Consider the following 24,189-nt stretch of genomic DNA (forward strand, 5'->3'; position numbering starts at 1 on the left):
TCGAAGCGACTGGAATCGATCCTCTATCATGCCGGCGGAAATGTCTATACATTTATCGGCGACACGATTTGGAAGGGGTGGCGATGCAGTCCTGGTGGTTCGAGGCGGCGCTGCTGGCGGATGGATGGGCGGAGCGCGTTCGCATGACCGTGCAGGACGGCCGGATCGTCACGCTGGCCCCCGATTCGGCGCGCGAAGCGGAGGACGAGCGGCACGGAATCGCTCTGCCCGGCATCGCGAACCTGCACAGTCACGCATTCCAGCGCGGCATGGCGGGGATGGCCGAGCGCCGCGGGCCGGGCGCGGACAGCTTCTGGACCTGGCGCGACACCATGTACCGCTTTGCCAATGCAATCGGGCCCGATGAGATTGAGGCAATCGCCGCGCTCGCATTTATCGAGATGCTCGAGGCGGGCTTCGTGCGGGTGGGCGAATTCCACTATGTCCATCACGACCGCGACGGCACGCCCTTCTCCAATCCGGCGGAGATGGGCGGGCGACTCGCCGCCGCCGCGGCGGAGACCGGGATCGGGCTGACCTTGCTGCCGGTGCTGTACATGACCTCGGGCTTTGGCGGGGTGCCGCCCAGGCCCGAGCAAAGGCGATTCATCCACGATGCCGACGGCTATGCGCGATTGATCGAGGCGTCGCGCGCGGCGGTGGCGGGACTTGCCGACGCCCGGGTCGGGGTTGCGCCGCACAGCTTGCGCGCCGTCACTCCGGAAGGCCTCTACGCCGCACTGGCGGTCGGCGGGCGGGGGCCGGTGCATATCCATATCGCCGAACAGACCGGCGAAGTGGACGATTGCCTGCGCCATAGCGGCGCGGCGCCGGTCGAATGGCTGCTCGCCAATGCGCCGGTGAATGCGCGTTGGTGCCTGGTGCATGCGACGCACGCGACCTCGGCGGAGCTGGACGGGATCGCGCGCAGCGGCGCGGTGGTCGGCCTGTGCCCGATCACCGAAGCCAATCTGGGCGATGGTGTGTTCCCCGCGGCCGAGTTGTCCGCCGCGGGCGGGCGCTTCGGGGTGGGATCGGATTCGAACGTGCTGATCGATCTGGCCCAGGAACTGCGCAGCCTCGAATATTCGCAGCGGCTGACGCATCGGGCGCGCAATCTGCTGTCGAGTGACGACAGCCCTTCGACCGGGCGGACGCTGTTCGACGCCGCGGGGCGGGGTGGGGCACAGGCGCTAGGCGGTGCGGATCATGGTCTTGCGCCCGGCGCGCGTGCCGACTTCGTGACGCTCGATCGGTCGCATCCAACGCTCGCGGACCGGGCTGGAGACGCATTGCTTGATGCCTTTGTATTCGCGAATGGCGGCGGCATGATCGATGGGGTTTGGTGTGGCGGGCGGCAAAAGGTCCGGGGCGGACGGCATGTCGCGCGCGCGGGGGTGGTGCGGCGCTATGCGGCGACGCTCGCGAGGCTCGCCATCCTGTGACCGATGCCCGCCCGCTTTATCAAGTCATCCGCAGCGCGATCGAGAACCGGATCATGTCGGGTGCACTGCGCCCGGGCGACCGCATTCCGTTCGAGCACGAACTGATGGCCGAATATGGCTGCGCGCGGATGACGGTGAACAAGGCGCTGTCGGCATTGGCGAGCGCCGGGCTGATCGCGCGGCAGCGGCGGCGCGGCTCGTTCGTGACGCGGCCGCGGATCCACATGGCGGCGCTGCGGATCCCCGATATCCGCGAGGAGATCGAGAAGCGCGGGCACGTCTATGCCCTGCGGCTGGTGACGCGCAGCGTGCTGGGGGCCGACAGCCCGAGTGCGGCGCCGCTGCGTCTGTCGCACGGCAAGCTGCTGTCGCTGCGCTGCGTGCACCTCGCCGATGCGCGGCCTTATGCGGTGGAGGAGCGGCTGATCAATCTTGCCGCGGTGCCCGACGCCATGGACGCCGACTTCGCGATCGATCCCCCGGGCAGCTGGCTGCTCGCGCATGTTCCCTGGACCGAGGCCGAACACCGCATCACCGCCGCGCCCGCTGGCGATACGGCGATTTTGCTCGAATTGGACACGGACAAGCCCTGTCTCGTGCTTGAGCGCTGGACGTGGCGCGAGGCCGAGACGATCACTTATGTCCGTACCATATTCGACGGCGACAGCTTCGATCTGACGGCGCATTTCGCATCACAGGGTTGAGGCGCCGCTCCCTCTCCCCGCAAGCGGGGAGAGGGCTATTCTTGCCCGTCAGAGCAGCATCAGATCCGAATAGTAATTCGAGACCGTTTGATGATCGGTCTCGCTCCATTCAAACGCATTCACCGGGCTCGCAAACGCTTCCGCGAGCGGGTGGGGGGGGCTTGCGTCGAGAAACAGGAACAGCGCGTCGTCGGCGTCGAACGCCGCGAATCCGGGCATCGGCAGTGGATTGTCCGGGACGAGCGCGGTTCCCGCGCCCGGCGCGGTCGCGCCACCGGTCTGGGTCACGTTGACGTTCGCGGGCGTCGCCACGGGGGTGTTGCCGTTGGCGTTCCATGTCGCGACGGCGTCGTCGTCGAGTCCGGGTCCGCCTTCGACGAAGCCCTGCAGGAAGATGCGCGGATCGGAGGTGCCGTCGAGATCCGAGGTGCGCAGCCGCAGCAGATTGGCCGGGCCGCCGGCGAGAACGTCGTTGTTGATGATGTTGGCATAGACCTGCGCGGTCTCGCCGGCCGTCGAGGAGCCCGCGGTGATGTTGATATCGGCGAGCGCGCCGGGGTTCGAATCGAGCGTATTGTTGTCCAGCGTGAGATCGAGCCGGGCATTGCCGGTGCGTGCCTGCGCGTCCACTGCCGAGCTGCCATTGCCGTTGCCCATCGTGACGCTGTTGTCGCGCGCCTCGACGATGGCGGTACTGCCATTGTCCTGGGTAAGGACCCGGATACCCGAGCCTGACCCGTTGGCTGTGACGACGTTGTCGTTGATCCGCCCTTCGATATCGGCACCGCCAAAGGATGTGACGTTGATCGCGTTGCCGCCGCGGCTCTGGACGGTGTTGCCGATGACGTTGAAGGCGAATTGCGCGGTGCCGCTGGCGTTCAGATCGATGCCGCTGCCGATATCGGCTTCGCTGTCGATCTGGTTGTCGATGATGTCGACGCTGACGATGCTGTCATGGTCGCCGATGATCTGGATCGCCTGGGTTCGCAGCCGCACGAAATCGCTGTCGATGATGTCGATATTGGTGACCGGCGCGCCGGCACCGGTGCTGAAGCTGCGGAATTGGAAACCGCCATCGCCATTGGGGTTGACCGGGCCGCCCGAGTTGGTCGTCTGGCTGTCGCGGAAAGTGACGTTGTTCAGGGCGAGGTTGAGATCGACGTCGGTGTTGACGATGTCTAGGCCGTTGGTTTCGGCGAAGGCGATCTCGGTGTCCGAGATCGACGAATTCCCCGACAGATTGATGAATTCGATGCCGCTTTCGTGGACGGCGTTGCCGGCCTCGGTGATCGAGCTGTCGTCCATCACGAAATCGGCGACGTCGACGCCGACGATACCGGTGTCGGCGACTCCGTTGATGTTGACATTACCGAGCGTCACACCGTCCACGTCGCTAAGGTAGATCGCGGCGTTCGATGCGCTGAGGTCGAGATCGGTCGAGACGCCGTGGACGGTGTTGGCGTTGGTCAGCGTCATGTTGCCCAGTTCGAGCTCGGCGGTGTCGATCGCTTCGATGCCCCGGATGCCGATATTCTGAAGGGTACCGCCCGAGCCGTCGACGGCGCCGGTGCCGGTGATGTGGAGCCCGCCATCGGCGCCGGTGCCGCCCAGGCGGATGCCGTAGCTCCCGCCATTGGCCGAGATGCTCTCGAACGTGAGATCGGCGGCGCCGATCGCTGTGCCGATCACGCTTACTGCAACGCCGCCTGCCGACGTGACGCTGTTGCCGGCGCCGGTGGCGGTCACCGTGCCGCCGCCGCTTGCATTGAGCCCCGCGCCGCTGGTGGTGACGATGTCGAGCCCGCCGCCGAGCGCGAGCGCGCCGGTGTTGCCGACGAAGTTCACCGCAGTGGCGGTCGCGGTCGAGACGGTGCCGCCGCCGGCGAAGGTCGCGGTGAGCGACGTGCCGGTGATGTCGATGCCGCCACCGCTATGCGCACCGGTGATCGTCGTCGTGCCGGTGACGGTGAAGCTGCCGCCGACTCCGGCAAGGTCGATCGCGCCCCCGGCGGACGCCGTCGACGCGGCGCTGTTGAGTGTAACGTTCAGCGTGCCGCCCTGGTCGATGTCGGCGATCTGGCCCGCGCCCGATTTGGCGACGTCGCTGATCACGAGGCTGCCGACGCTGCCGCCACTGTCGGCCAGCCCGGCGCCGGTGGTGTCGCCGATGTCGAGGCCCGACACCTGGTTGTTCTGGGCGAGATCGACGCCGTTGTTGGTGCCGCCGGTGGTGACGATCGTCGGCCGACCGGTGCCCTGTTCGATCGTCTCCGCGCCGATCACCAGATCCTGGCCGCCGCCGACCAGCGTCTGGCCGTCGAGCAGGTTGATGCCGTCGGCTTCGGCATAGGTGCCAGTGCCTTCGCGCAGATAGATGGTGTCGCCGGTACCGGGGCCGTCGGGCGTGCCTTGCGCCGCGTTGAACGCCGCGAGCGACGTGAACGGATCGGCCTGGGTGCCGAGATTAGAGCTGCCGATCGCGGCATTGTCGATGAACCACACCTGCGCGGGTCCGACATTGACCGTCACCGTCGCGGTGTCGGTTTCGCCGTCGGCGTCGGTGAGCGTGTAGGTGAAGCTGTCGCTCCCGGTGAACCCGACGGCGGGCTCGTAGCTGAACGAGCCGTCCGGGTTGACGGTCACCGTGCCGCCATTGGCCGAAGTCGCGTCGAACGCCGTGACCGAGGCTTCGCCGGGGCCGGTGCCGACGCCATTGTCGTCGGTGTCGTTGGCGAGCACGCCGTCATTGGCATCGACGGTGAGCGTGGCATTGCCGGTCACCGCATAGGCATCGTCGACTGCGTCGGGCGGCAGATTGTCGCCTTCGCCGGTGATGGTGACGGTGACGTCCTGCGTGGTGGTGCCGCCATGGCCGTCGGCGACCGTGACGGTGTAGGTCTGGGTCAGCGTCTCGCCTTCGTCGAGGAAGTCGATCGCGCTGTCGTCGACCTCGAAGTCCCAGCCGACAGTGTCGCCGGCCTGATTTACCGGATCGAGGCTGAACGTGCCGAGATAGCCGCCGGCCTGGGGCGCGAAGCTCGCGCTGTGGGTGTCGCTGAGATCCAGATCGTCGAACGCGATCGTGCCGCTATCCTGATGCGTGAAGGCATCCTCGTTGGGATCGCCATTGGGCAGTTCGGTGACCGCGCCGATGGCGTCGGTGCCACCGGCGTCGATGGTCGGCGCATCGTTGGTACCGGTGACGGTGACAGCAATGGTCGAGGCGGAAGTCGCGCCGTGCTCGTCGGTGATCGAATAACTGACGGTCACCAATGTGCTTTCGCCGACCGCGAGGTAATCAAAGTCCGCGCCGGGAGCGAACTGGACCTGATTGGCGACCACCGTCGCGGTGCCCTGGCCGGCGGGCGCCGCAGCGGCCGTGACGGTGAGCACCGCGCCGTCATCGGCATCGGCATCGTTGGCGAGAACGTTGATCAGGACGCTGGCGTTCTCGCCCGTCGCGGCGGTGTCGGGATTGGCGACCGGGCCGTCATTGGTGCCGGTGACGGTGATCGTCACGGTCGAGGCGGACGCGGCGCCGAACTGGTCCTGGATCGTGTAGTTCACCGTCACGCTGGCAGTGGCGCCGACCGCGAGATGGTCGAAGTCGCCGCCGGGAGCGAACTGGACCTGATTGGCGACCACCGATGCAATGCCCTGGCCGGCGGGCGCGGAAGCCGAAGTGACCGTGAGCACCGCGCCATTGTCGACATCGGTGTCGTTGGCGCGGACGTCGATCAGCACGCTGGCATTCTCGCTGGTCGTCGCCGCGTCCGGATGCGCGACCGGCGCGTCGTTGAGGCCGATGATGGTGAAGACCAGATTGGCGGTATCCGAGGCGCTGCCGTCGGACGCGGTGTAGGTGAAGCTGTCCTGCACCACTTGTCCCTGCGCGAGCGTCTGCGCCGTGACGTTGAGCACGTAATTATAGGTGCCGTTGGCGTTGAGGGTCAGCGTGCCATAGGTGCCGTTGAACACGCCGGGAGTGGCGGTCAGTGTGTCGCCTTCGAAGTCGAAATCGTTGTCGAGCACGCTCGCCGCGCCGCTATTGTAGCTGCCGGCATCCTCGGTGAGCGCAACCGCGTCGTTCGATGCGATCGGCGCGTTGTTCCCGGTGAGATCGATGGTGACGTCGGCGAATTGCAGCCGCTCGACCGAGACCAGCAGATCGGCGCCGTCCGCGCCCGAGCCCGGGCCGCCCACGCCGTTATGGACCACGCCGGTGATCGGGCCGAGGCGATAGATGGCGTAATCGGCCAGCGAGCCCGAATAGACTGCAGTGTCGGTGCCCGCGCCGCCATCGATATAATCGAGCCCCGCGCCGCCGGTCAGCGTGTCGTTGCCGTTGCCGCCATAGAGCGTGTCGTTGCCATTGCCGCCCGAGAGCTGGTCGTCATTGTCCTCGCCGGAGAGCTGGTCGTTGCCGTCGCCGCCGTTCAGCACGTCGTTGCCGGTGCCGCCCGAGAGCTGGTCATCGTCGCCGCCGCCGTCCAGCGTATCGTTGCCGCTGCCGCCACGCAGTTCGTCATTGCCGGTGCCGCCGGTCAGCGTGTCGTCATTGGCGTCGCCGTAGAGCGTGTCGCTGCCCGAGCCGCCGCTGATCGTGTCGTTGCCGGTGCCGCCGAAAATATCGTCGTTGCCATCTTCGCCGTAGAGCGTGTCGTTGCCGTCATTGCCCTCGATATGGTCGTTGCCGGTGCCACCATAGATGGTGTCGTTGCCGCCACGGCCAAAGAGACGATCGTTCCCACCGAGACCATAGATGGTATCGTTGCCGTTGGAACCGTTGATGGTGTTGTTACCATTATTGCCGGTATAGGTGGGCACGTCCGTCTCCTCGTATCGTTCGCGGCGCACGAGCAGTATCTGCCCGCAAGAGCTTGAAAACATGACTGCGACACGCCGCGGAAGCACCGCGCGCGTCATCAGAATTGCAATATTGCCCTAATCCCCGATCGCATTGCATCACCCGACATCTCGGGTGAGACTTTGCCCCGCGCGACTCGATTTTGATTCAGATCAGACCTGCGCGAGGTTACTCTCCGGCGACTTCGAGTCCATAGCAAATGATCTAGATCGGACCGGGAACGAAACATTTGATGTGACGCGCGACGGATGAACCCCCGTCCTGCTTGCAGGGACGGGGGGCGTTTCATGTCGGCCGGCAGCGAGCGTTGCCGGTGAGAGATCGAGTCAGCGCGTCGTCGCTGCGCGTTCGGCGCTGAGGCGCGTGATGAGGATCGCGGCGCGCTTTGCCTGGCGGCGGATGCTGCGCAGGTCGACCGTTTCGCCCGGGGTGTGATCCCCGCTGCTGAGCGTGCCGAGCCCCGCAAGGCTGTCGACATCGGACGCGACGAACGAGATGTCGCCCGCGCCGCGCCTGAGCGGGTCGAGCGGCTGCATCTCGGCGAGGCCGAGATCGCGGTTCACATGGTTGAGCGCGGCGAGCAACGCCTTGTTGCCCGCGGTCGGCGCCATTGCCGGATAGCCCTCGCCGAATGTGATCTTCGCGTCGGTGCCGGGCGCGTGAGCGGCGACAATGCGTTCCATCTTTGCGCGCACCCGCGCGGTCTGCTCTTCGCTGAGCGTGCGGAAATCGCCGAGGGCGATCGCAGTGGCGGGGATGATGTTGGTCTTGCCTGCGGCCGCCGCGGTGCCGCTCGGGTCGATCGACGCGCTGCTGCCTGCGGCGACGACGCCGGCGTTGAACGTCAGATTGGGTTCGGGCAGCTCTTGCCGGAACGCCGCGAGGATCCGGACGAGTTCGTTGACTGCGCCGTCGCCCTGATCGGGGGTGAAGATCAACGACGAGTGGCCGGTCTTGCCCGTGGCGGTCAGCGTCCAGTCGATCGCCGAGCGGCGCGCGATCGATCCCATGTCGTTGCCGTCCTGCGTCACCAGCCCTTCGAAATCGAGTGCGACATCGGCGCGCTTGCCCGCGGCGATCAGGTCGGCGCGGGCGATTGTCAGCGGACTGCCCGAATCCTCCTCGTCGCCGGTCAGCACGATGTCGATATTGGCGCCGTCGAGCGTCCCCGCGGCCTTCATCGCCTGCAGTGCTGCGACGATCACCACCATGCCGCCTTTGTCGTCGCCGACGCCGGGGCCTTCGGCGAAGTCCCCCTTGCGGACGAACTTCTGGAACGGCGAGCCCGGCTCGAAAACCGTGTCGAGATGCCCGATCAGCAGGATGCGCTTGCGTCCCGGATGGCCGCGGTGGACCGCGATGAGGTGGCCCGCGCGGCCGACTGCCGCCATCGGCTTCCATTCCACCGCGAAGCCGAGCGCCTCGAGCTCGGCGCGCATCATCACCCCGACTTTTGTGACGCCATCGAGGTTGAGCGTGCCGCTATTCTGGTCGACCAGCTTGTGGAGCAGCGCCACCGATGCCTCGAACCGCGCGTCCACCGTACGATCCATGACCTTTTCGGCCGGCGACAGCTGCGCCGCCGCAGGCACCGCGGCCAGCATCGCCGCCAGCATCGCCGCCGACGCCATCGCAAGCAGGTGTCTGCGCATCACAGTTTCGCTCCGCCCATCTTCCAGGTCAGCTGGACATAGAAGCTGCGGCCCACCCCGTCGAACCACGAAATGTCGTAATAGGGATAGCCGCTATAGGTCCGGTCCTTGATCGGGTTCTGGTCGAACAGATTGTTGACCGTGCCCGACACGCGCAGCCGATCACTCAGATCATATTGTGCCGACAGATTGAACAGGTAGCTCGCCTTTATATAGGCTTCCTCGGCGTAATTGGGCAGCCTGCTCAGCCGCTGGCCGTTGAGCGTGGTCGAGAAGCGGCCGAGATCCCAGGTCAGGCTGGCGGTGCCCTTGTCGCGCGGGATGTAATAGCCGCTGTCGAACGCCAGTTTGTCGATCTGCGCGTCGCCCGGATATTGGCGGATCGTGTGGTTGAACACATGGGTGTAGCTCGCGGCGAGCGAGAATTGCCCGATCCCGGCCGTCGGCACGCGGAGGTGCATGGCGATGTCGATGCCGTCGGTGGTCTCTTCGGCGATGTTGATCGGGTTGATCGACACCGACTGGATCTCGCCGTCGAGCGCGCCGCCTGCATAACGCTGGACCCGGGCGATGGCATCGACGCAGGTCGGCGCGGTCGGATCGGCTTCGGGGGCGCCGCCGCCCGGGCCGGGCCGGCATGCCGCCTCGTCGCGCAGGATCGTGTCGATCCGCATGTTGAGGACCTGGTTCCTCATCTTCACCCGGAAATAATCCGCCGAGAAATCGAAGTTGCGGGCCGGCTGGAAGACCAGACCGGCATTGAGCGAGGTCGAAGTCTCGGGCCGCAGGCGGCGATTGCCGTTGTGGCGGGCGATGAAATCGACATCGTCATATTGGCAGTCGCCGATCTCCTCGCCCTCCTGCCCGCACAGATAATAATCGGTGCCGCCGGTATGGGTGTTGCCTGGCCCCTTGAAGACATAATGCAGATCCGGCGCGCGAAAGCCGGTGCCATAGGCACCGCGGATCAACAGGCTCTTCATCGGGCGCAGCTGGGCGCCGAGATTATAGGTGAACTTGCCGAAGCCGTTTCCGGCGAAGCTGTAATGATCGTAGCGGCCCGCGCCGCTCAGTTCGAGGAAGGTGAAAGCGGGTACGCGCAGCTCGCCGCCCACGCCCCAATGCTGGCGGGTGCCTTTCCCGTCCGAGTCGATCAGCCCGACATAATATTGGGTGAGCGCGAGCGGATCGGGGTTCATCTCATAGCCTTGATCGCCCACTTCGGCGACCGCCGCGAAGCCCACCGGTCCAGCGGGGAGCTGGAGGAGCTCGGTGGTGTTGATCGTCGCCGAGACATTGTTGACCCAGGTCTTGGGGCGATAGGTCGAGATCGCGGTGATCGAAGCGTATTCGGCCGGAGACAGCGGCTTGTAGAGACGGGCGATGTCGGCGTCGAAGGCGGGATAGTCGTTCTCCTCGCCGATCTGCGGGCCGAGGAAGAAGTCGTTCGCCTTGCCGATCACGACCTGTGGGAAGCCGATCTTCGAGCTGTATTCGGCATGGTTGTAGGCGAGCTCATAGCCCCATTTGCCGCCGCCGAGCCTGCCGCGGATGCCGGGCGTGATGTTGTAGGTGAACGAGCGGTTGCGGGTCATGCCCTTGTCTAGGCCGCCCATCTCCTCGGGAGTGAACAGGCGGTACCAATTGTCGAGCTGATCGCCGCTCCCCGTGGCGTCGGGTGCGAGGTTGGGATTGAAGAAGGTGCCTTCCTCGTTGCCGTCGGGCGCGACATATTGCCAGTCGAGCACGTCGCGGAACAGCTTGAGCTTCGAATAGCTGGCCTGCACGTCGACGAAAAGCTCGGCCTGGTCGCTGAGATGATAGCCCATCGAGCCGTAGAGGCTGGCGGCGCGGCGCTCGCTGATCGTCGTGCCATAGCCGATCGCTTCGTTGCTGCCGCAATAACGGCCGTCGACATATTCGTCGTTGGCGATGTCGTAGCCATATTCCGGACGGCTGCCATGATAGGTGGTGCCGCCGTTGAGGCTGGCGAGCGAGGCGCAGACCGCGGCGCCGGGATCGAGGTAATTGCCTTCCTCGTCGGTGCGCAGAAAGTTGCGGCGTGCGATCGGATAGTCGGTGGTCGGGCTGTCCGCCGACGAATCCTGCAGGCGGCGCTGATAGGCCCAGAGCGGCCGCTGATCGAGCAGTTCCACCCCCACGACGCCGTGGAAGCCGCCGGTTTCCCAGCCGGTGGTGAGCGACAGCCGCTGCGAGCTGCCCCCGCCATGTTCGGTGAAGCCGGCGCGATAGTCGATGCGGGTGCCGTCGGGCTTCGACTTGAGCTGGAAATTTACCACGCCCGAGATCGCGTCGGAGCCGTAGATCGCCGACGCACTGCCGCTCAGCACTTCGACGCGCTCGATCAGCCCGACCGGGATGTTCGAGATGTCGGTGAAGTTGCTGTTGCCGCCATAAGGCAGCGGGAAGTCGGCGATGCGGCGGCCGTTTACCAGCACCAGCGTGTGATTGGGGCCGAGGCCGCGCAAATCGACTTGTTGCGCACCCGGCGTGAAGTCGGCGCCCGAGAAGCTCTGCTGGCTCTGCGTCTCGCCGCCATTCTGGGTGATCGCGCGCAGCACGTCGGGCACACTCTGATAGCCGTTGCGCAGTATGTCTTCGGACGTGATCGTGGTGACCGGTGCCGGGCCCTCGGCCTGGACCCGGGGAATGCGCGAGCCGAGCACGACGATCTCGGCGTTCGCGTCGTCCTGTGCGGCGACATCCTGCGGCGCCCCGTCACTGACGGCGGTCTGCGCCGCCGCCTGTCCCGCCAGCGCGCAAAAGGCCGTACCCGCCAGTGCCGACGCGATAATCCGATGACGCATGCACGATCCCCTTTTTGCTATATTGACATAATGATATCGCTGCGCTGCAAATTGAAACAATAAAAATGCAAAATGTGCGGCTGTTGCGAACGATTTGAAGGGGGCTATGGCCATGAAGACACTGTTGCGGCTGTGGGCGACCTTCGCCACTTTGCTGCTGGCCGCCCCCGCATCGGCACAGGCGCCGGCGGGCTATGCCTATTATGAGATAGGCGATGTCGCCGCGCCGACGCCCGCGCGCACCGCGCAGGCATTGATGCTGATGGGCGGCGGCGAGTGGGATCGAGGCGCCTTCCGCTGGTTTGCCGAGCGTGCGGGGCACGGCCATATCGTCGTGCTGCGCGCATCGGGGGCGGGCGACGCCGGCGAGGAGATCTATCGCGACATAGGCGGCGTATTGTCGGTCCAGACGATCGTGTTCAGCGATCGCGCCGCGGCGAGCGATCCGCGCGTGCTCGCAATATTGGAGCATGCCGACGGGATCTTCCTCGCCGGCGGCGATCAGGCCAATTATGTCCGCTATTGGAAAGGCACGCCGGTCGCCCGGCTGCTGAACGCGCATGTCCGCAAGGGCCGGCCGATCGCCGGCACCAGCGCCGGGCTCGCGATCCTCGGGGGCACCACCTATGGCGCGATGGATGGCGGCAGCATCGACAGCCCGACCGCGCTCGCCGATCCGGCGGGGCCGGCGGTGACCTTGGTGACCGACTTCCTCCACATGCCGCGCCTCGCGCATGTCGTGACCGACACCCATTTCAACGCGCGCGACCGGCTGGGGCGGCTGATCGCCTTCCTCGCCGCGGCTCGGCAGAAGGATGCCAGCGCGATCGGGATCGGGGTGGACGAGGAAAGCGCGCTGTGCGTCGAGGCCGACGGCACCGCGAAGCTGCGGACGCGCAATGGCGGGTTCGCCTGGCTGGTCCAGCCCAGGGGCAAGCCCGCGCTCAAGCCGGGCAGGCCGCTCGACTGGGAGAAGGTCCGGGTCACCGGCATCGGCCCCGACAGCGGCTTCGATCTGACCAGCCTGCGAGTCACGGCGCCGGTCTTTGCCGGCATGGCGCGCGTGGCGGGCGGGCGCCTGTTCGATGCGCCCAAGGCGCCGGCGCTGGCGCGATGACCACGCGCACACCGGAGGAGATCGATCTGCAGCTGCTCGCGTTGCTGCGCGCGGATTCCCGGCGCAACGTGTCCGAGCTCGCCACGGCGCTGGGCGTCTCGCGCACGACTATCTACAGCAGCATCGAGCGGCTCGAGCGGCAGGAGACGATCGTCGGCTACACTGTCCGGCTGGGCGAGGACTATGACCGCCGCCAGGTCCGCGCCCACGTCATGATCAAACTGTACCCCAAGGCGACGCAGGCGACGCAGGACCAATTGGTGACGATGCCCGAAGTCGCCGGCCTCTATGCGATTTCGGGCGAGTACGACCTGATCGCCATCGTCGAGGCGCCGCACGTCAACCGCCTCAACGACCTGCTCGATACCATCGGCGCGATCGAAGGTGTCGAGCGCACGACTTCGTCGGTGATTCTGGCGACCAAGCTGCAGCGTTGAAGGCCGCGGGGCCGTCTACCGCGGCCCACCCGGAAGTAGACCTATGTTGCTTTTCGATGCGCCGCTCCGCATGAGCGGCCGCGTATAGCGGGGGCAAAAGTATGCGCGTCGAACGGCTGAGCCCCGAAAAGCTGTCGGCCGTCATCGGCGAGATTTATGATTGCGTGCTGAACCCCGACGGCTGGGGCGAGGTGATGACACGCATCACCGAGGCGATGGACGCCGCCTATTCGACGATCGCGCTTTCCAGCACCACCGACAATCACGGGCGCTTCGCCGCGCAATCGCCGTGGGACCCGGCCCAGATGCGGGCGCTGCAGGAGGATTATAGCTTCGACGACATCCCCGGCCTGCGTGCGGCGGTGATGGGTGATATGGACGTGCCGGTCGCAACCTTGTCGAGCATGAGCGAAGCCGCGCTCCAGGCGACGCCCTTCTTCCGGAACTGGGCTGGTCCGCAGCAATTGCGCGAGGCGTGCATGGTCAAGTTCGTCCATACGCCCGACCGGATCGGCCTGCTCGGCTGCACCACGCGCGCCAGCCGCGACGTGATCAGCGCCGAGGAGTGTCGATTCCTCGCATTGCTGTCGCCGCATCTCCGCCGGGCGGCGATGATCGGCGACCTTCTCGATCAGGCGCGGGTGAATGCGCATTTGTTTCGGGAGACGCTGAACGGGTTGTCGACGGCTGTCCTGCTGACCGGAGCGGACGGGAGAATTCTCCACGCCAACCAGGCGGCCGAGGCGATGCTGGTCGCGGGCGGGCCGCTCCAGTCGAAATCGGGAATCCTTCAGGCGGGCAATCCGCTTGCCGGGCGCGCATTGCTGGAGGCGATCGCCCGCGCGGCCGACGCCGACGATCGCCTTGGCGAAAGGGGCATCGGCCTGCCCATCTCCGCGCCGGGCGCCGCGCCTGCCGTGGCCTATGTCCTGCCCCTGAGCGAGGGAACCGCCCGCGCCGCCTTCCGCCCGGCTTGCGCCGCGATATTCATATCGACGACCATTTCGGCGTCGCCGCTGCCCGAGGCCGTGCTCACGACCTTGTTCGACCTTACCCAGGCCGAAGCGCGCGTGCTGATCCAGATCGGCGGCGGAAAGAGCTCGGCGGATACGGCGCGGAGCCTGGGCATTACCGAGAACACGCTGAAGACCCATCTTGGCCGTGTCTATGCCAAGACCAATACCCGCAGACAGGCGGAACTGGTGCGCCTGCTCTCGAGCATTCGAACTCCGCTTGGCGCACCCGGGCCAATCGCATCGGCCGCTCTCGGCTAGTTGCCGCGTCGGGCAACTGCGGACGTTTGTTTCCGAAAAAGCGGCATTGTTCGCCTGCGCGCGCAGCGTGGAGCGAAATCTATCGCGTGCTGGCCGACATCACGATGCGCGGACACCCTCTGACGGGCGGTGCAGCGAGCTCGGAGGGCCACCGCGTACCCCTTCCTGCCGCCGCGCTAGTGCAGGGCACGCAGGGCGTCGACATAGCGCCCGCCGACCGGGAGCGAGATGCCGCAATAGAGATGGACGACTGCCCGCCCGCCGGGCTCAGGGTGGACTGCGCGCACCCGGTGCGCGTTGACGATCGTCTGGCGGTGAATGCGGATATAGCCCAGCGGCGCGAAGCGATCGGCGAGTTCGGTGAGCGTTACTCGTACCAGATAAATGCGGCCGGCGGTGACGATCTCGCTGTAATTGCCTGCCGAGCGGATCAGATCGACGTCGGCGGCGCGGACCCGCAGCAGCGGCGCTTCGGGGAGTTCGAGCCATTCTCCGGGGGTGGCCGGCGGCGCCACCGGCCATTCCGGGGCGGGGGCGGGCGCGGGCGCCGCTTCCACCGTCTCCGCGGCGGATCGATTGGCCAGATGCCGGCTCCACGCGAGCAATACCAGGAGCATTGTGGTGCCGAGGATCACCGTGCGGGGCAGAAAGCTGAAAAAGGGCGGCAGCGGAACCGCTCCGGGCGCGCAGGTCGGATAGCCCGATGCCGCAATCGCGAATTGGGATCCGACCACATCGGCTATGATGACCGGACCGAAAGCGAGTGCCACGAGCAGCAGCAGCGGCGACCGTCGCCGGGCCACGAGCAAGTCGTGCAGCGGCTGGCGGCAACCGCAGGTGATGACGAATACGCATGCCCAGACCAGCAGCTTGGCGACCACCGGCTCGGCGGGGTGGCCCGCCGCGAACGGGTTGAGCTGAACGCCGGGTCCGCTCATTTCGTGACCGAGCATAAACCCGAGCAGCGCCAGCAACGCCCCGGCGCCCAGCGGGATTTGTTGCTCCCAGATCGTTGCGCGGATCCTCGCCTGCATGCCAGGTTGATAGCGCGAGCCGGCGCATTCGCCAGAATCATTCGTCACACCCACGGCCAATCGGTCCCAATCTGCTCGCCGCCTGCGCGAACGCGCGGAAATCAGGTTGCGAGAAACCGGCTGAAAGGATTGCGCTCGATGCGTCACCCCGTCTTCCACCGGCTGAGTGCGGTGGCGTTCGTCTTCGGTTCCGCGCCGCCGACCCACGCGCAGACCCTCGCTCCGCCTGACCCCTTCGCTGCTCTCGATCGAGGCCTTCGTCCCGATGTGGCGCCGCCGGCCGGCACGCCGCCGCGCTGGTCACTGGGCGAACGCATGCGCCACTACCGGGTGCCGGGCGTCGCGATTGCGATCCTCAGTAACGGCGTGGTCCAGGCGGCGGGCTTCGGCCTCCGGGAAGCCGGCACACGAGACGCCGTCGACAGAGATACGCTTTTCTCGGTGGGGTCGATCAGCAAATTGGTCACCGCTGCCACGACCTTGCGGCTGGTCGCCCGTGGCCAAGTGGATCTGGACCGCGATGTCGGCGCGTATTTGAAACGGTGGAAGTTGCCACCCTCGGCAGCGGTGCCGGAACCAAAGGTCAGCCTCCGGATGCTCATGACGCATAGCGCCGGGTTCGGCGTGCACGGGTTTGCGGACTATCAGCCAGCCGAGCCGCTGCCGACGCTGCTACAGGTGCTCGACGGCACCGGACCCGCGAAGAACGAAGCCGTTCGGTTCAAGCACGTACCGGGGCTGCGCAGCGATTATTCCGGCGGCGGCGTCACCGTGGAGCAGATGACGATCGAGGACGCGACCGGCCGGCCGCTGGCCGAACTCGCCAAGGCCGAAGTCTTCGCGCCGCTCGGCATGCGGCGCAGCACCTTTGAAAGTCCGCTGTCCCCCGCGCGTAGCAACATCGCCAAAGCGCATGATGCCAAGGGGGCGGTGACGGCGCTCCCGCGTGGCTGGGAGAGCTTCGCGGAGAGCGGTGCATCGGGTCTCTGGACCAGCGCCAGCGACCTGGGGCGGCTTCTCGGCGGCCTGATCAAAAGCTACCAGGGCCGGGCAGACTTCCTGCCGCAATCACTGGCAACAGCCATGATGACACGTGTGTCGCCCGGCGTGTTCGGGCTGGGGCCGCGGCTGGGCGGGAGCGGCACCGGACGCCATTTCTTCCACATGGGGGCGAACCAGAGCTATTTGTCGTTCATCGAAGGCTACCCTGAAACAGGCGAGGGTTTCGTCATCCTGACCAATGGCGGCAATGGCGGTGGTCTCATCGCCGAGATCCGCAATGCGCTGACGGACGCAATAGGGCAGGGCGCGCATGCCGAACTGCGCGGTGTCGTGCTGCGAACCCCGCCCTCACCGGACTTCCGGGGAAAATACCGGCTCGACGCCGCCGTGCCATTGGCGTTGCGCGGCGCACTGACCGACAATTTCGAATACGATTCAGTCGAGATCGACGTGGTTGGCGATGCGGTCCGGATCGTGCTGCCCGGCCAGGAAACGCCGACGCCGCTGATCCCGCTCGGGCCGGCGCAATTCGCGCTGCCGGGTCTCTACACCTTCATCCTCGAGTTTAGCCGCGACGCCTTCGGCACTGTACGCGGCGTGACGATTTCAATGCCGGAGGCGGCTTCGATGGCTTATTATGCCCGGGAATGAAGCTGCCGGCCGGCCGAATAGCAGCGCGCCGCGCGACGGATCGCGCGGCGCGCGCTTGTTCAGTTACCCTTTGACAGCGCGAGGTGCACGCTTCGGCTTCGCGACAGGCTCGGGAGCCGCAGCGGCTCGGGCCTGCCGGCCCTTTGCTCCGAGGCCGATCTTGTGCGCCATTGCGCGACGCGCGGCCGAATAGCTCTCAGCGACCATCGGATAATCGGGCTTGAGGTTGTAACGACGCTTATAGTCCTCCGGCGTGAGGCCGTGCGTCCCGAGATGCCGGCGTAGCGTCTTGTACGGCTTGCCATCGATCAGCGAGATGATGTGATCCTTGGACGCCAACGATTTGCGCACCGAAACCGCGGGCGTGAAATCCTCCTGCGCGGCCGTATCTGCGCTACCGCCGGCCGATCCAGAAGATCCGTTCGCCAGCTCGGTTACGGTGGCGTGCATGTTGCGCAGAAAGGCAGGTACGTCTTCGGCCGAGGCGCGATTGTTCTGATTGCCCAGCCACGCAATGGTAAGCTCGGTAGCAAGCTCGACAGCGTTCTGTGTGTTGTCCTCCGACATGGCGACTCCTTATGTTCTCGAGGCGGGGATTCGTGTGTGCTCTGTCCTTGAGCACGCCGCTCCATAACGGCTTTTGCGCACCTGTCTAATGTTCAGGCTGATCGTCCGGTACTAGGCATGCCTCATTTGCAGTGTTGCGGCTGCTTCGATCATGATCCCGAAGGCTAAAGCCGATTATTCATCGCCCCGCTCGAGCAGGCGCGGCATCGAGGAGCAATGACCAGGGCGCCGGCAGATAGTCGAGCGACATATAGAAGTAGAAGGCGCATGACCCGTCACGGCGATAGCTCGCGCCCTTGACGACGCCGAAGGCAGTGGTGCCGCTGAAAACGGGTCCGCCGCTGTCCCCGCCTCTGCAATTGGGGCCGGCGACGGTGACCCATGTCGGCAGGCAGGCGCCGCCGCAAAGATCGCCGGCGGGCGCGAAGTCTAGAAGCTCGACTTCCGCGCAGCTGTAGCCGCTGCTCTCGCCGCGATGGCAGACGAAATCGCCTGCGCGCGTGCTGGGCCTGGCGCGCTGCAGTTCCACAGGTCGCTCGATCATACGCGCGGTGTCCGAATAGATCAGCGGCCGCTCGGGCGCGGCGCCGGCGTGAATCTGCACGTCGTGATACCCCCAGCCCCATTGGCCGACGAAGATGAGCGGGGTCGGCCGGCGCTGGGGGTCGTAATAGGTCATCTCGTCGAGGCAGTGGGCAGCGGTGGTGATGCCGCTGCGCGCGCCATCGGTCACGGCGAAGCCGGTCGTGCAGCGATAGCGTTTGCCGTCGTCCGGGCTGATCCCGTCGAGCCGGCCGCCGCCGTGAAGACCGAGGTTCACGTCGGTGCGCTCGAGCACCCGGACCTGGACAGGCACGCCGGTCAGCTTTTCGAGCCTGGCATCGAGTGCGGCGGCGCCGCCATCGGCTGCGGCGATGGCATTGCCGACGATGACGACTAACTCGCCGGTGCGGGGATCGAGACCCATCGAGGGCGGGCTCGGCAAGGCGGCGCGTATGGCCGCCTGATGATAAGTGATGGCCCAGACCACGCGATCGCGGCTCGATCTGGCGCCGGTCCGAAAGACCAAGGGTATACTCGCGTCGCCGAAGCGGAGGTGCATTTCCGCCACTGGATCATCCCCCGTCAGATAGACGATGTATCGATAATCCGGGCGATGCTGGACCGAGATGCCGGCGAGGCGATCGCGATAGCGGCGGGCGATCGCGTCGGTAGCGGCGACGCTTTCGTGCTGCACCCGGAGCCTTCGAAGCGCCTCGTCCTGCGCCACGCCATAGAGGCGGGCATATTCGCCGGCATCCTGCGCCAGTGCCGCTTCCCGCGTTTGCAGCAGCTGTGCCGCGGCGGGTTGCGTGAACATCGTCGCGACCAGCACCAACGACGACCGAAAAATCCTGCCTAGACCCATGAGGGCATTGTAGAACTGCAGCGGCCCGCCGCATAGCCGCAGCTATGCCGGTGGCGCTGACGGCGCCGTCACCATCTGTGTCGAGCCGTTCAGGCGGCGGTCCGTTTCACTGCACACGCCGAGGCCGGGCAGAAGCGCCCGGCCGGGATCGCGGAATCGAGCCGGCCGGTGACGCTTGTTTGTCAAACCGGCCGGTGCGGGCATCGAACATGCGCCGATGCCGCCGAGCCTGGCGGTGTTCAACCTGCCGTCACAGCGCAACCGCGCCGTTCAGCCGCGCACGGATCAGGCCATGTTATGCATCCGGAATCGATATTGTGCTTAGTCCGTTGGCAAGCAAATTGGTCTGGTTGCGGATTGGCGCCGTTGAAGACAGGATCGGCGCGCCGATCCCGCGGCTGGATGGATTCGGAAATCAGGAAGCGACGGCCCGGCCGCCGAGGCGACTTAGCCGAGCTGGGCGCTGATCAGGAAGCGGCTGCGGCTGGCTTCGGACTTGCGGCGCAATTCCAGCATTTCCTGTTCTTCCGACGCTTTCAGCATCGCCTCGAGCAGGCGGCCGAAATGCTTGCGCATCGCGGCGCGCGCGGCCACTGAATCACGGTTCTTGAGCGCATCGAGAACGGCGGCATGTTCGTCATGCCGCGTATCCTCGTCATGGCCGCAAACCGAGGCGTGGAGTGCGCAGATCTCGGGGATCTCGGTGCGCATGCGCCACAGCGAGTTGATCACGAATATGATCGCCTGATTGCCCGATGCCGAAGCGATGGTGAGGTGGAAGGCGCGATCCGCTTCGGTGGCGGCGGGGCTGCCATCATCGGCTTCGGACATCGCCGCGACCAGCGTCTCGAGCACTTCGATCTGCTCGTCGCTGATCGTCGGTGCAGCGAGCGCCGCGGCTTCGGATTCGAACAGCGCGCGCGCTTCGGTGAGCTCGAACGCACTGACCACGGGGAGCGACCCGGCGGCATGGTCGCTCGGCTCGCAGACATAGACGCCCGACCCGGTCTTGATGCGCACGAGGCCCTGGGCCTGGAGCGCGATCTCGGCCTCGCGGATGGTCACGCGGCTGACTCCCAGTCGCTCGGCCAGCTCGCGCTCCCCGGGCAGGCGCGAGCCCGGGGGGAATGCACCCTCCGCGATCATCGCGCTGATCTGTTCGGCGATATCCTGGAAGAGACGGCGGTCGGCCATTAGTTCCTCAATTCAGCTGGGCCCGGCATCGGACCTTGCCCCAAGCCGCGTCCATTTGGAATAGGAAATTGGTCCGCAGGCCGGACCCGGGCAGGGCTCAGCGCAGTCGAACGCGCAGACTGAGGAAATATTGCGGGCCATAATATTCCACGTTCCGGGTGCTGCCGACGATCGGCATATATTCGACGCGCGGCTCGTTGAAGATGTTGAGCGCCTGGAAGCGGATATCGGCGATCTTGTTGAGTTTCAGGCCGAGATTGACGTCGAAGGTGTCGTTGCCTTCGACGTAGCGCAGCTGGGTATTGTTGCTCGTGAACGCCTGATAATAACGCGAGCGGTAGCGGTAGATGCCCTGGATCGAGGCCGGCCCCAGCTCGTAGAAGAGCTGCGCCGAAAAGACGTGTTTCGAATAGCCGCTGAGCCCGGCCGCGGGGATCAGGCCGGGGACGACTACGCCGGTCGCGCTGTCGATCACGTCGCCATAGCGGATGTCCTGTGTCTCGTAGTTGGACCAGGCGTAATTGTAGCTCAGCTTCGCGCCCAGCCCGTCGAGCGGCCGGGGCAGCCAGGTGAACTGATTGCTGGCGGTCAGCTCGACGCCATAGAGATCGCTCTGGTCGTCGCTGTTGGTGGTCTGGGTGACGGGCACCGAATAGGTCTGGCCGCCGATCGTGAAATCCTCGTCGGTCTCGATCGGCATCAGCCCGCCGGTGAAGCGCTTGTAGTAGAGCGTCGCGGCGAACAGCGTGTCCTTGTTAGCATAATATTCGAACGCGGCATCGGCGTTCCACGACATGGTCGGCTTAAGACGCGGGCTGCCGGTGGCGATGATCGAGTTGATCGCATCGGCGACGTTGGTGAAGCCGGCGCCGGTCTCGAGCGTAATCTGGCGGCCGGCACCGAGCGCGCTGGGCGCCGGGCGCGACATCGCGCGATAGATGCCCGTGCGCACGCGGATCTTCGGCGCGACGTCGAAGATCGCGTTGAAGCTCGGCAGCCAGCGCATCGTGCCCGACGTCACTTCTGTCTCCGCAAAATTGCCGTTCGCGCGCAGGCTGATCGTGCCGTCGGCGTTGTTGACGATGTCGAGATCGCCGCGCAGGCCGCGCGCAGTGACCTGGGTATGGACGCCGCGCACGCCGAAATTGCCGCGCACCGGAACGCTGCCGATCTGGCCCGCATAGGTGGCCATTGCATAGCCAGCCCAGGTCTCTTCGGTGACGTCTGAATTCTCGACGGCGCGCAGATCGCCGCTCGGGCCGGGATCCTCGGTGCCGAGATATTGGCGGAACTGGCAGAGCACGTCGAAGGTCGCGTAATTGCCCAGCGCCGGGCTCGGTGCGTCGGACAGGAAGCCGCTCTGCGCGAACGGCGTGCGGCAGGCGAGGTTGACCCGGCGATCGACCGCGAGATCGGCCTGATCGATGTTGACGTCGTTGCTGTAGCCGAAGAATTTCCGCTTCGCCCAGCGCCCGCCGATTTCGATGCGGTTGATGAAGCCGTCGAGAGCGTAGCTGGCGTCGAGCCTGCCCGCGTAGATCTCGTCGTCGCGGCCGTCCTGCGAGCGAGTCAGGCGGGCATCGTCGCTGAACGCTTCATAGTCCGCCGGATCGAAGCGCGCGTCATAAGTGAAGACCGGCAGGAAACTCTGCGTCATGTCGACATGGTAGGGGATGCGCTGGTTGTTGATCGGCGTGCGCACGCCATAGATGTCGAACGGATCGGTGCGCAGGCGGACCTGGCGGGTGATGTCGAGTCGGGTGGTGTGCGAATAGCCCATGTCGGCGGTGACGGTGAGCCGGTCGGTGGGCTTCCACTCCACATTGCCGCCGAGGCCGAGATATTTCTCGTCGCGCTTGAACAGCCCGGAGACGGTCTGCAGCGTCGCCGAGCCATCGGCCGATAGCAATTGGTGGTCGTCGCCGATCACGACGTTGCGGAGGTTGTACCGGCCCTCGGCGGTGCCGAAATCGTTGCGCGTCTCGCTATATTGGCGGCGCGAATATTGGACGTCGAGATTGATGTCGAGCGTCGGGCTCGGCTGCCATTGGAGCGCCCCGAACACGGCGTTGCGCAGGTCCGAGGTGATCATCTGGCGATAGAGATACGAGTTGGACGCGTGGAAGAAGGGCGTCCCCGCATTGCCCTGCTGGCGCGTGACTTCGGTGCAGTTCGCGGTCGAGACGATCGCGGCGTTGCAAGTGAACCAGGTCGAGCTGGTGTAGAAACGCTCGACCGGATCGTTCACGTCGTTGCGCTGATAGCCGATCGAGATGCCGATTTCGCCGATCGAGCCGGCCTTGAACTGGTCGATATAGCTGATCGTCGCGCGGTGGCCGAACCCGCTCTGGCCGGCGATGCGATCCTGATAGGGATTGTAATTGCCCTTAATCTCGGCCTGGATCGAGCGGCGCTTATAGTCGAGCGGCTTGCGGGTCTCGAGCTCGATCAGGCCGGCGACGCCGCCTTCGATCAAATTCGCCTGCTGGGTCTTGTAGATCTTGATCGCGTTGAACAATTCGGAGGGGAACTGGCCGAAATTGACTGCGCGGTCGCCTGAACCGTTGGTCGCCTCACGCCCGTTCATCGTGGTCATGCTGAGGCCCGAGCCAAGGCCGCGGATCGAGACTTCGGTAGGGCCGTAATTGGCGCGGTCGATCGAGGCGCCGGTGATCGTCGCGATCACTTCGCCGACCGACTGACCAGGGAGCTCGCCGATTTCCTTCGATGAGACCGCATCGACGATCGTGTCCGAATCGCGCTTGGTCTGGATCGAGGTCTGGATGGTCTCGCGGATGCCGGTGACGACGATCGGCGCGCTCTCGTCTTCCTGACCCTCGGCCGGAAGCCCGGTTGGCGTCGCAGGGGTGTCCTGCGAAAAGGCGGGACCCGCACCCAGCGCCGCGGCGATCGAAACCCCCGCCATCAACGCAAGGCGCGCGTAATTCACGCCGCGCCTGAGCGACCTATTCGCGACAGCCATCTTTCCTCTCCGTCCGATTTATTCTTATACCAGTTGTATGAACCAATAATCACGAGCCAGTCAATATGGGTTGGATACCAATGATCCAATCCTATTATGAGGGCGTATCGAGGGCGCGAAAAGGCGCCTTGGGAGGTCAGGGAAGCAGATAGTTGCGCAGTTCGGGCACCGCGACGGCAAGGTCGTTGGCGACGATCTTCGAGAAGACGCGCGCGCCGGCTTCGCCGACATGGGTGTAATCGAACTTGAGCGTGATGCGGCCGCGCGCGCCCGTCTTCGGTAGCTCGGCGGTCGCTTCAGCCTCGGGCGCGGGGCGTGGGCGCAGGGTCGTTCCGGCGCTGGCGGCGGCAACTTCGTCGTCCGCGGGCGGGGCCATGGCGAGCTTGGTCGCCTCCGCGGCCCCGAGCTGCTCGACGGCGCGGGCGCTGTCGCGGTTCAGCTCGACGATTGGCACCTGCATCGCCGTTGCGACCTTGCGCACTTCGTCCCCCCAGGCTGCCAGCGAGTTGGCCAGCTTGCCGTCCTTGAACTCGCGACGGGTGAGCGGCGTGAGCAGCACCGGCACGGCGCCAGCGGCGCGCACCTCGGTGACCATCTGGCGTAAATTGGCCGGATATTCGGTGGTGAGATCGGTCCAGCGCTCGGCCTTGGTTGACTGGTCGTTATGGCCGAACTGGATGAGGACCCAGGTTTTGGCATATCCGCCGGCCCTGGCCTCGCCCAGCGCGATCGCCCAGCTGCCCTCTGCGCGGTAGCTGCGGGTCGAGCGGCCACCGCGGCCGAGATTGAGGCACGCCACGTTCGATTTGACGTGGAACGCGCAGAACGCCGACGCCCAGCCGCTGCCCGGCGCCATGGTGGAATCGCCGACGAGGATGAGTTTGTATGCGGTGATCGGCGGTGCATCGACGCGCTTCTCGCGTTTCTCCAGCGGCGGCTGCGCGCCCTCAAACTGGGCGAAGGCCGCCCCGGGCAGGGCCGCCAGCGTGGCGAGCGTGATTGCAACTTTCAGCATATGCCCTCCCG

General features: G+C 65.8%; 15 protein-coding genes. 6 read left to right on the forward strand and 9 right to left on the reverse strand.

Going from position 1 to position 24,189, the window contains the following annotated elements; translation table 11 throughout:
- The first annotated feature begins 83 nt into the window (after positions 1 to 83).
- Both CVN68_RS19980 and hutC read left to right on the forward strand, forming a co-directional pair.
- Complete coding sequence (locus tag CVN68_RS19980) at positions 84 to 1,445, forward strand: formimidoylglutamate deiminase (RefSeq protein ID WP_100283747.1); 1,362 nt, start codon at positions 84 to 86, stop codon at positions 1,443 to 1,445.
- The gene (gene hutC, locus CVN68_RS19985; protein WP_324870525.1) at positions 1,442 to 2,149 is read left to right on the forward strand and encodes a histidine utilization repressor; all 708 of its coding nucleotides are present in this window, start codon (positions 1,442 to 1,444) and stop codon (positions 2,147 to 2,149) included. The genes CVN68_RS19980 and hutC overlap by 4 nt, the downstream gene beginning before the upstream one ends.
- A 48-nt stretch (positions 2,150 to 2,197) precedes the next feature.
- Here hutC and CVN68_RS19990 read toward each other — a convergent pair whose 3' ends face one another.
- From CVN68_RS19990 to CVN68_RS20000, 3 genes are all read right to left on the reverse strand, one after another.
- Positions 2,198 to 6,976: a beta strand repeat-containing protein gene (locus tag CVN68_RS19990; RefSeq protein WP_158298981.1), complete on the reverse strand. Its 4,779-nt coding sequence runs from the start codon at positions 6,974 to 6,976 to the stop codon at positions 2,198 to 2,200.
- Positions 6,977 to 7,342: 366 nt separating this feature from the next.
- Complete coding sequence (locus tag CVN68_RS19995) at positions 7,343 to 8,668, reverse strand: M20/M25/M40 family metallo-hydrolase (RefSeq protein WP_100283749.1); 1,326 nt, start codon at positions 8,666 to 8,668, stop codon at positions 7,343 to 7,345.
- Positions 8,668 to 11,496, reverse strand: coding sequence for a TonB-dependent receptor plug domain-containing protein (locus CVN68_RS20000; RefSeq protein ID WP_100283750.1), 2,829 nt, complete (start codon positions 11,494 to 11,496; stop codon positions 8,668 to 8,670). The genes CVN68_RS19995 and CVN68_RS20000 overlap by 1 nt, the downstream gene beginning before the upstream one ends.
- A gap of 112 nt (positions 11,497 to 11,608) precedes the next feature.
- On the opposite strand from CVN68_RS20000, the gene CVN68_RS20005 reads away from it, so the two are divergent.
- From CVN68_RS20005 to CVN68_RS20015, 3 genes are all read left to right on the forward strand, one after another.
- The gene (locus CVN68_RS20005; RefSeq protein WP_199560145.1) at positions 11,609 to 12,613 is read left to right on the forward strand and encodes a cyanophycinase; all 1,005 of its coding nucleotides are present in this window, start codon (positions 11,609 to 11,611) and stop codon (positions 12,611 to 12,613) included.
- Positions 12,610 to 13,050, forward strand: a complete 441-nt coding sequence (locus CVN68_RS20010) for an Lrp/AsnC family transcriptional regulator (protein ID WP_100283752.1) — start codon at positions 12,610 to 12,612, stop codon at positions 13,048 to 13,050. Before CVN68_RS20005 ends, CVN68_RS20010 begins: the two co-directional genes overlap by 4 nt.
- A 101-nt stretch (positions 13,051 to 13,151) precedes the next feature.
- Entirely contained in the window at positions 13,152 to 14,324 is a 1,173-nt protein-coding gene (locus tag CVN68_RS20015) for a helix-turn-helix transcriptional regulator (RefSeq protein WP_100283753.1), read from the forward strand.
- Positions 14,325 to 14,500: 176 nt separating this feature from the next.
- On the opposite strand, the gene CVN68_RS20020 is transcribed toward CVN68_RS20015, so the two are convergent.
- On the reverse strand, positions 14,501 to 15,262 hold the full coding sequence (locus tag CVN68_RS20020; protein ID WP_233503449.1) for a LytTR family DNA-binding domain-containing protein: 762 nt from the start codon (positions 15,260 to 15,262) through the stop codon (positions 14,501 to 14,503).
- Here CVN68_RS20020 and CVN68_RS20025 point away from each other — a divergent pair.
- A complete protein-coding gene (locus CVN68_RS20025; RefSeq protein WP_233503450.1) occupies positions 15,218 to 17,011 on the forward strand; it encodes a serine hydrolase domain-containing protein in 1,794 nt (597 codons plus the stop codon). The two genes, CVN68_RS20020 and CVN68_RS20025, sit on opposite strands and share 45 nt — an antisense overlap.
- 63 nt (positions 17,012 to 17,074) lie before the next feature.
- Here CVN68_RS20025 and CVN68_RS20030 read toward each other — a convergent pair whose 3' ends face one another.
- From CVN68_RS20030 to CVN68_RS20050, 5 genes are all read right to left on the reverse strand, one after another.
- On the reverse strand, positions 17,075 to 17,578 hold the full coding sequence (locus CVN68_RS20030) for a MucR family transcriptional regulator (RefSeq protein ID WP_100283756.1): 504 nt from the start codon (positions 17,576 to 17,578) through the stop codon (positions 17,075 to 17,077).
- 178 nt (positions 17,579 to 17,756) lie between these two features.
- Positions 17,757 to 18,938 (reverse strand): chymotrypsin family serine protease, encoded by a 1,182-nt coding sequence (locus tag CVN68_RS20035; protein WP_199560146.1) that lies wholly within the window; start codon positions 18,936 to 18,938, stop codon positions 17,757 to 17,759.
- A 495-nt stretch (positions 18,939 to 19,433) separates the two neighbouring features.
- Positions 19,434 to 20,180, reverse strand: coding sequence for a FadR/GntR family transcriptional regulator (locus CVN68_RS20040; RefSeq protein WP_100283758.1), 747 nt, complete (start codon positions 20,178 to 20,180; stop codon positions 19,434 to 19,436).
- Positions 20,181 to 20,277: 97 nt separating this feature from the next.
- On the reverse strand, positions 20,278 to 23,163 hold the full coding sequence (locus CVN68_RS20045; protein WP_100283759.1) for a TonB-dependent receptor: 2,886 nt from the start codon (positions 23,161 to 23,163) through the stop codon (positions 20,278 to 20,280).
- A 136-nt stretch (positions 23,164 to 23,299) separates the two neighbouring features.
- On the reverse strand, positions 23,300 to 24,178 hold the full coding sequence (locus CVN68_RS20050; RefSeq protein ID WP_100284562.1) for a rhamnogalacturonan acetylesterase: 879 nt from the start codon (positions 24,176 to 24,178) through the stop codon (positions 23,300 to 23,302).
- Positions 24,179 to 24,189: the final 11 nt, after the last annotated feature.

This window comes from Sphingomonas psychrotolerans (assembly GCF_002796605.1).
GTDB lineage: Bacteria > Pseudomonadota > Alphaproteobacteria > Sphingomonadales > Sphingomonadaceae > Sphingomonas > Sphingomonas psychrotolerans.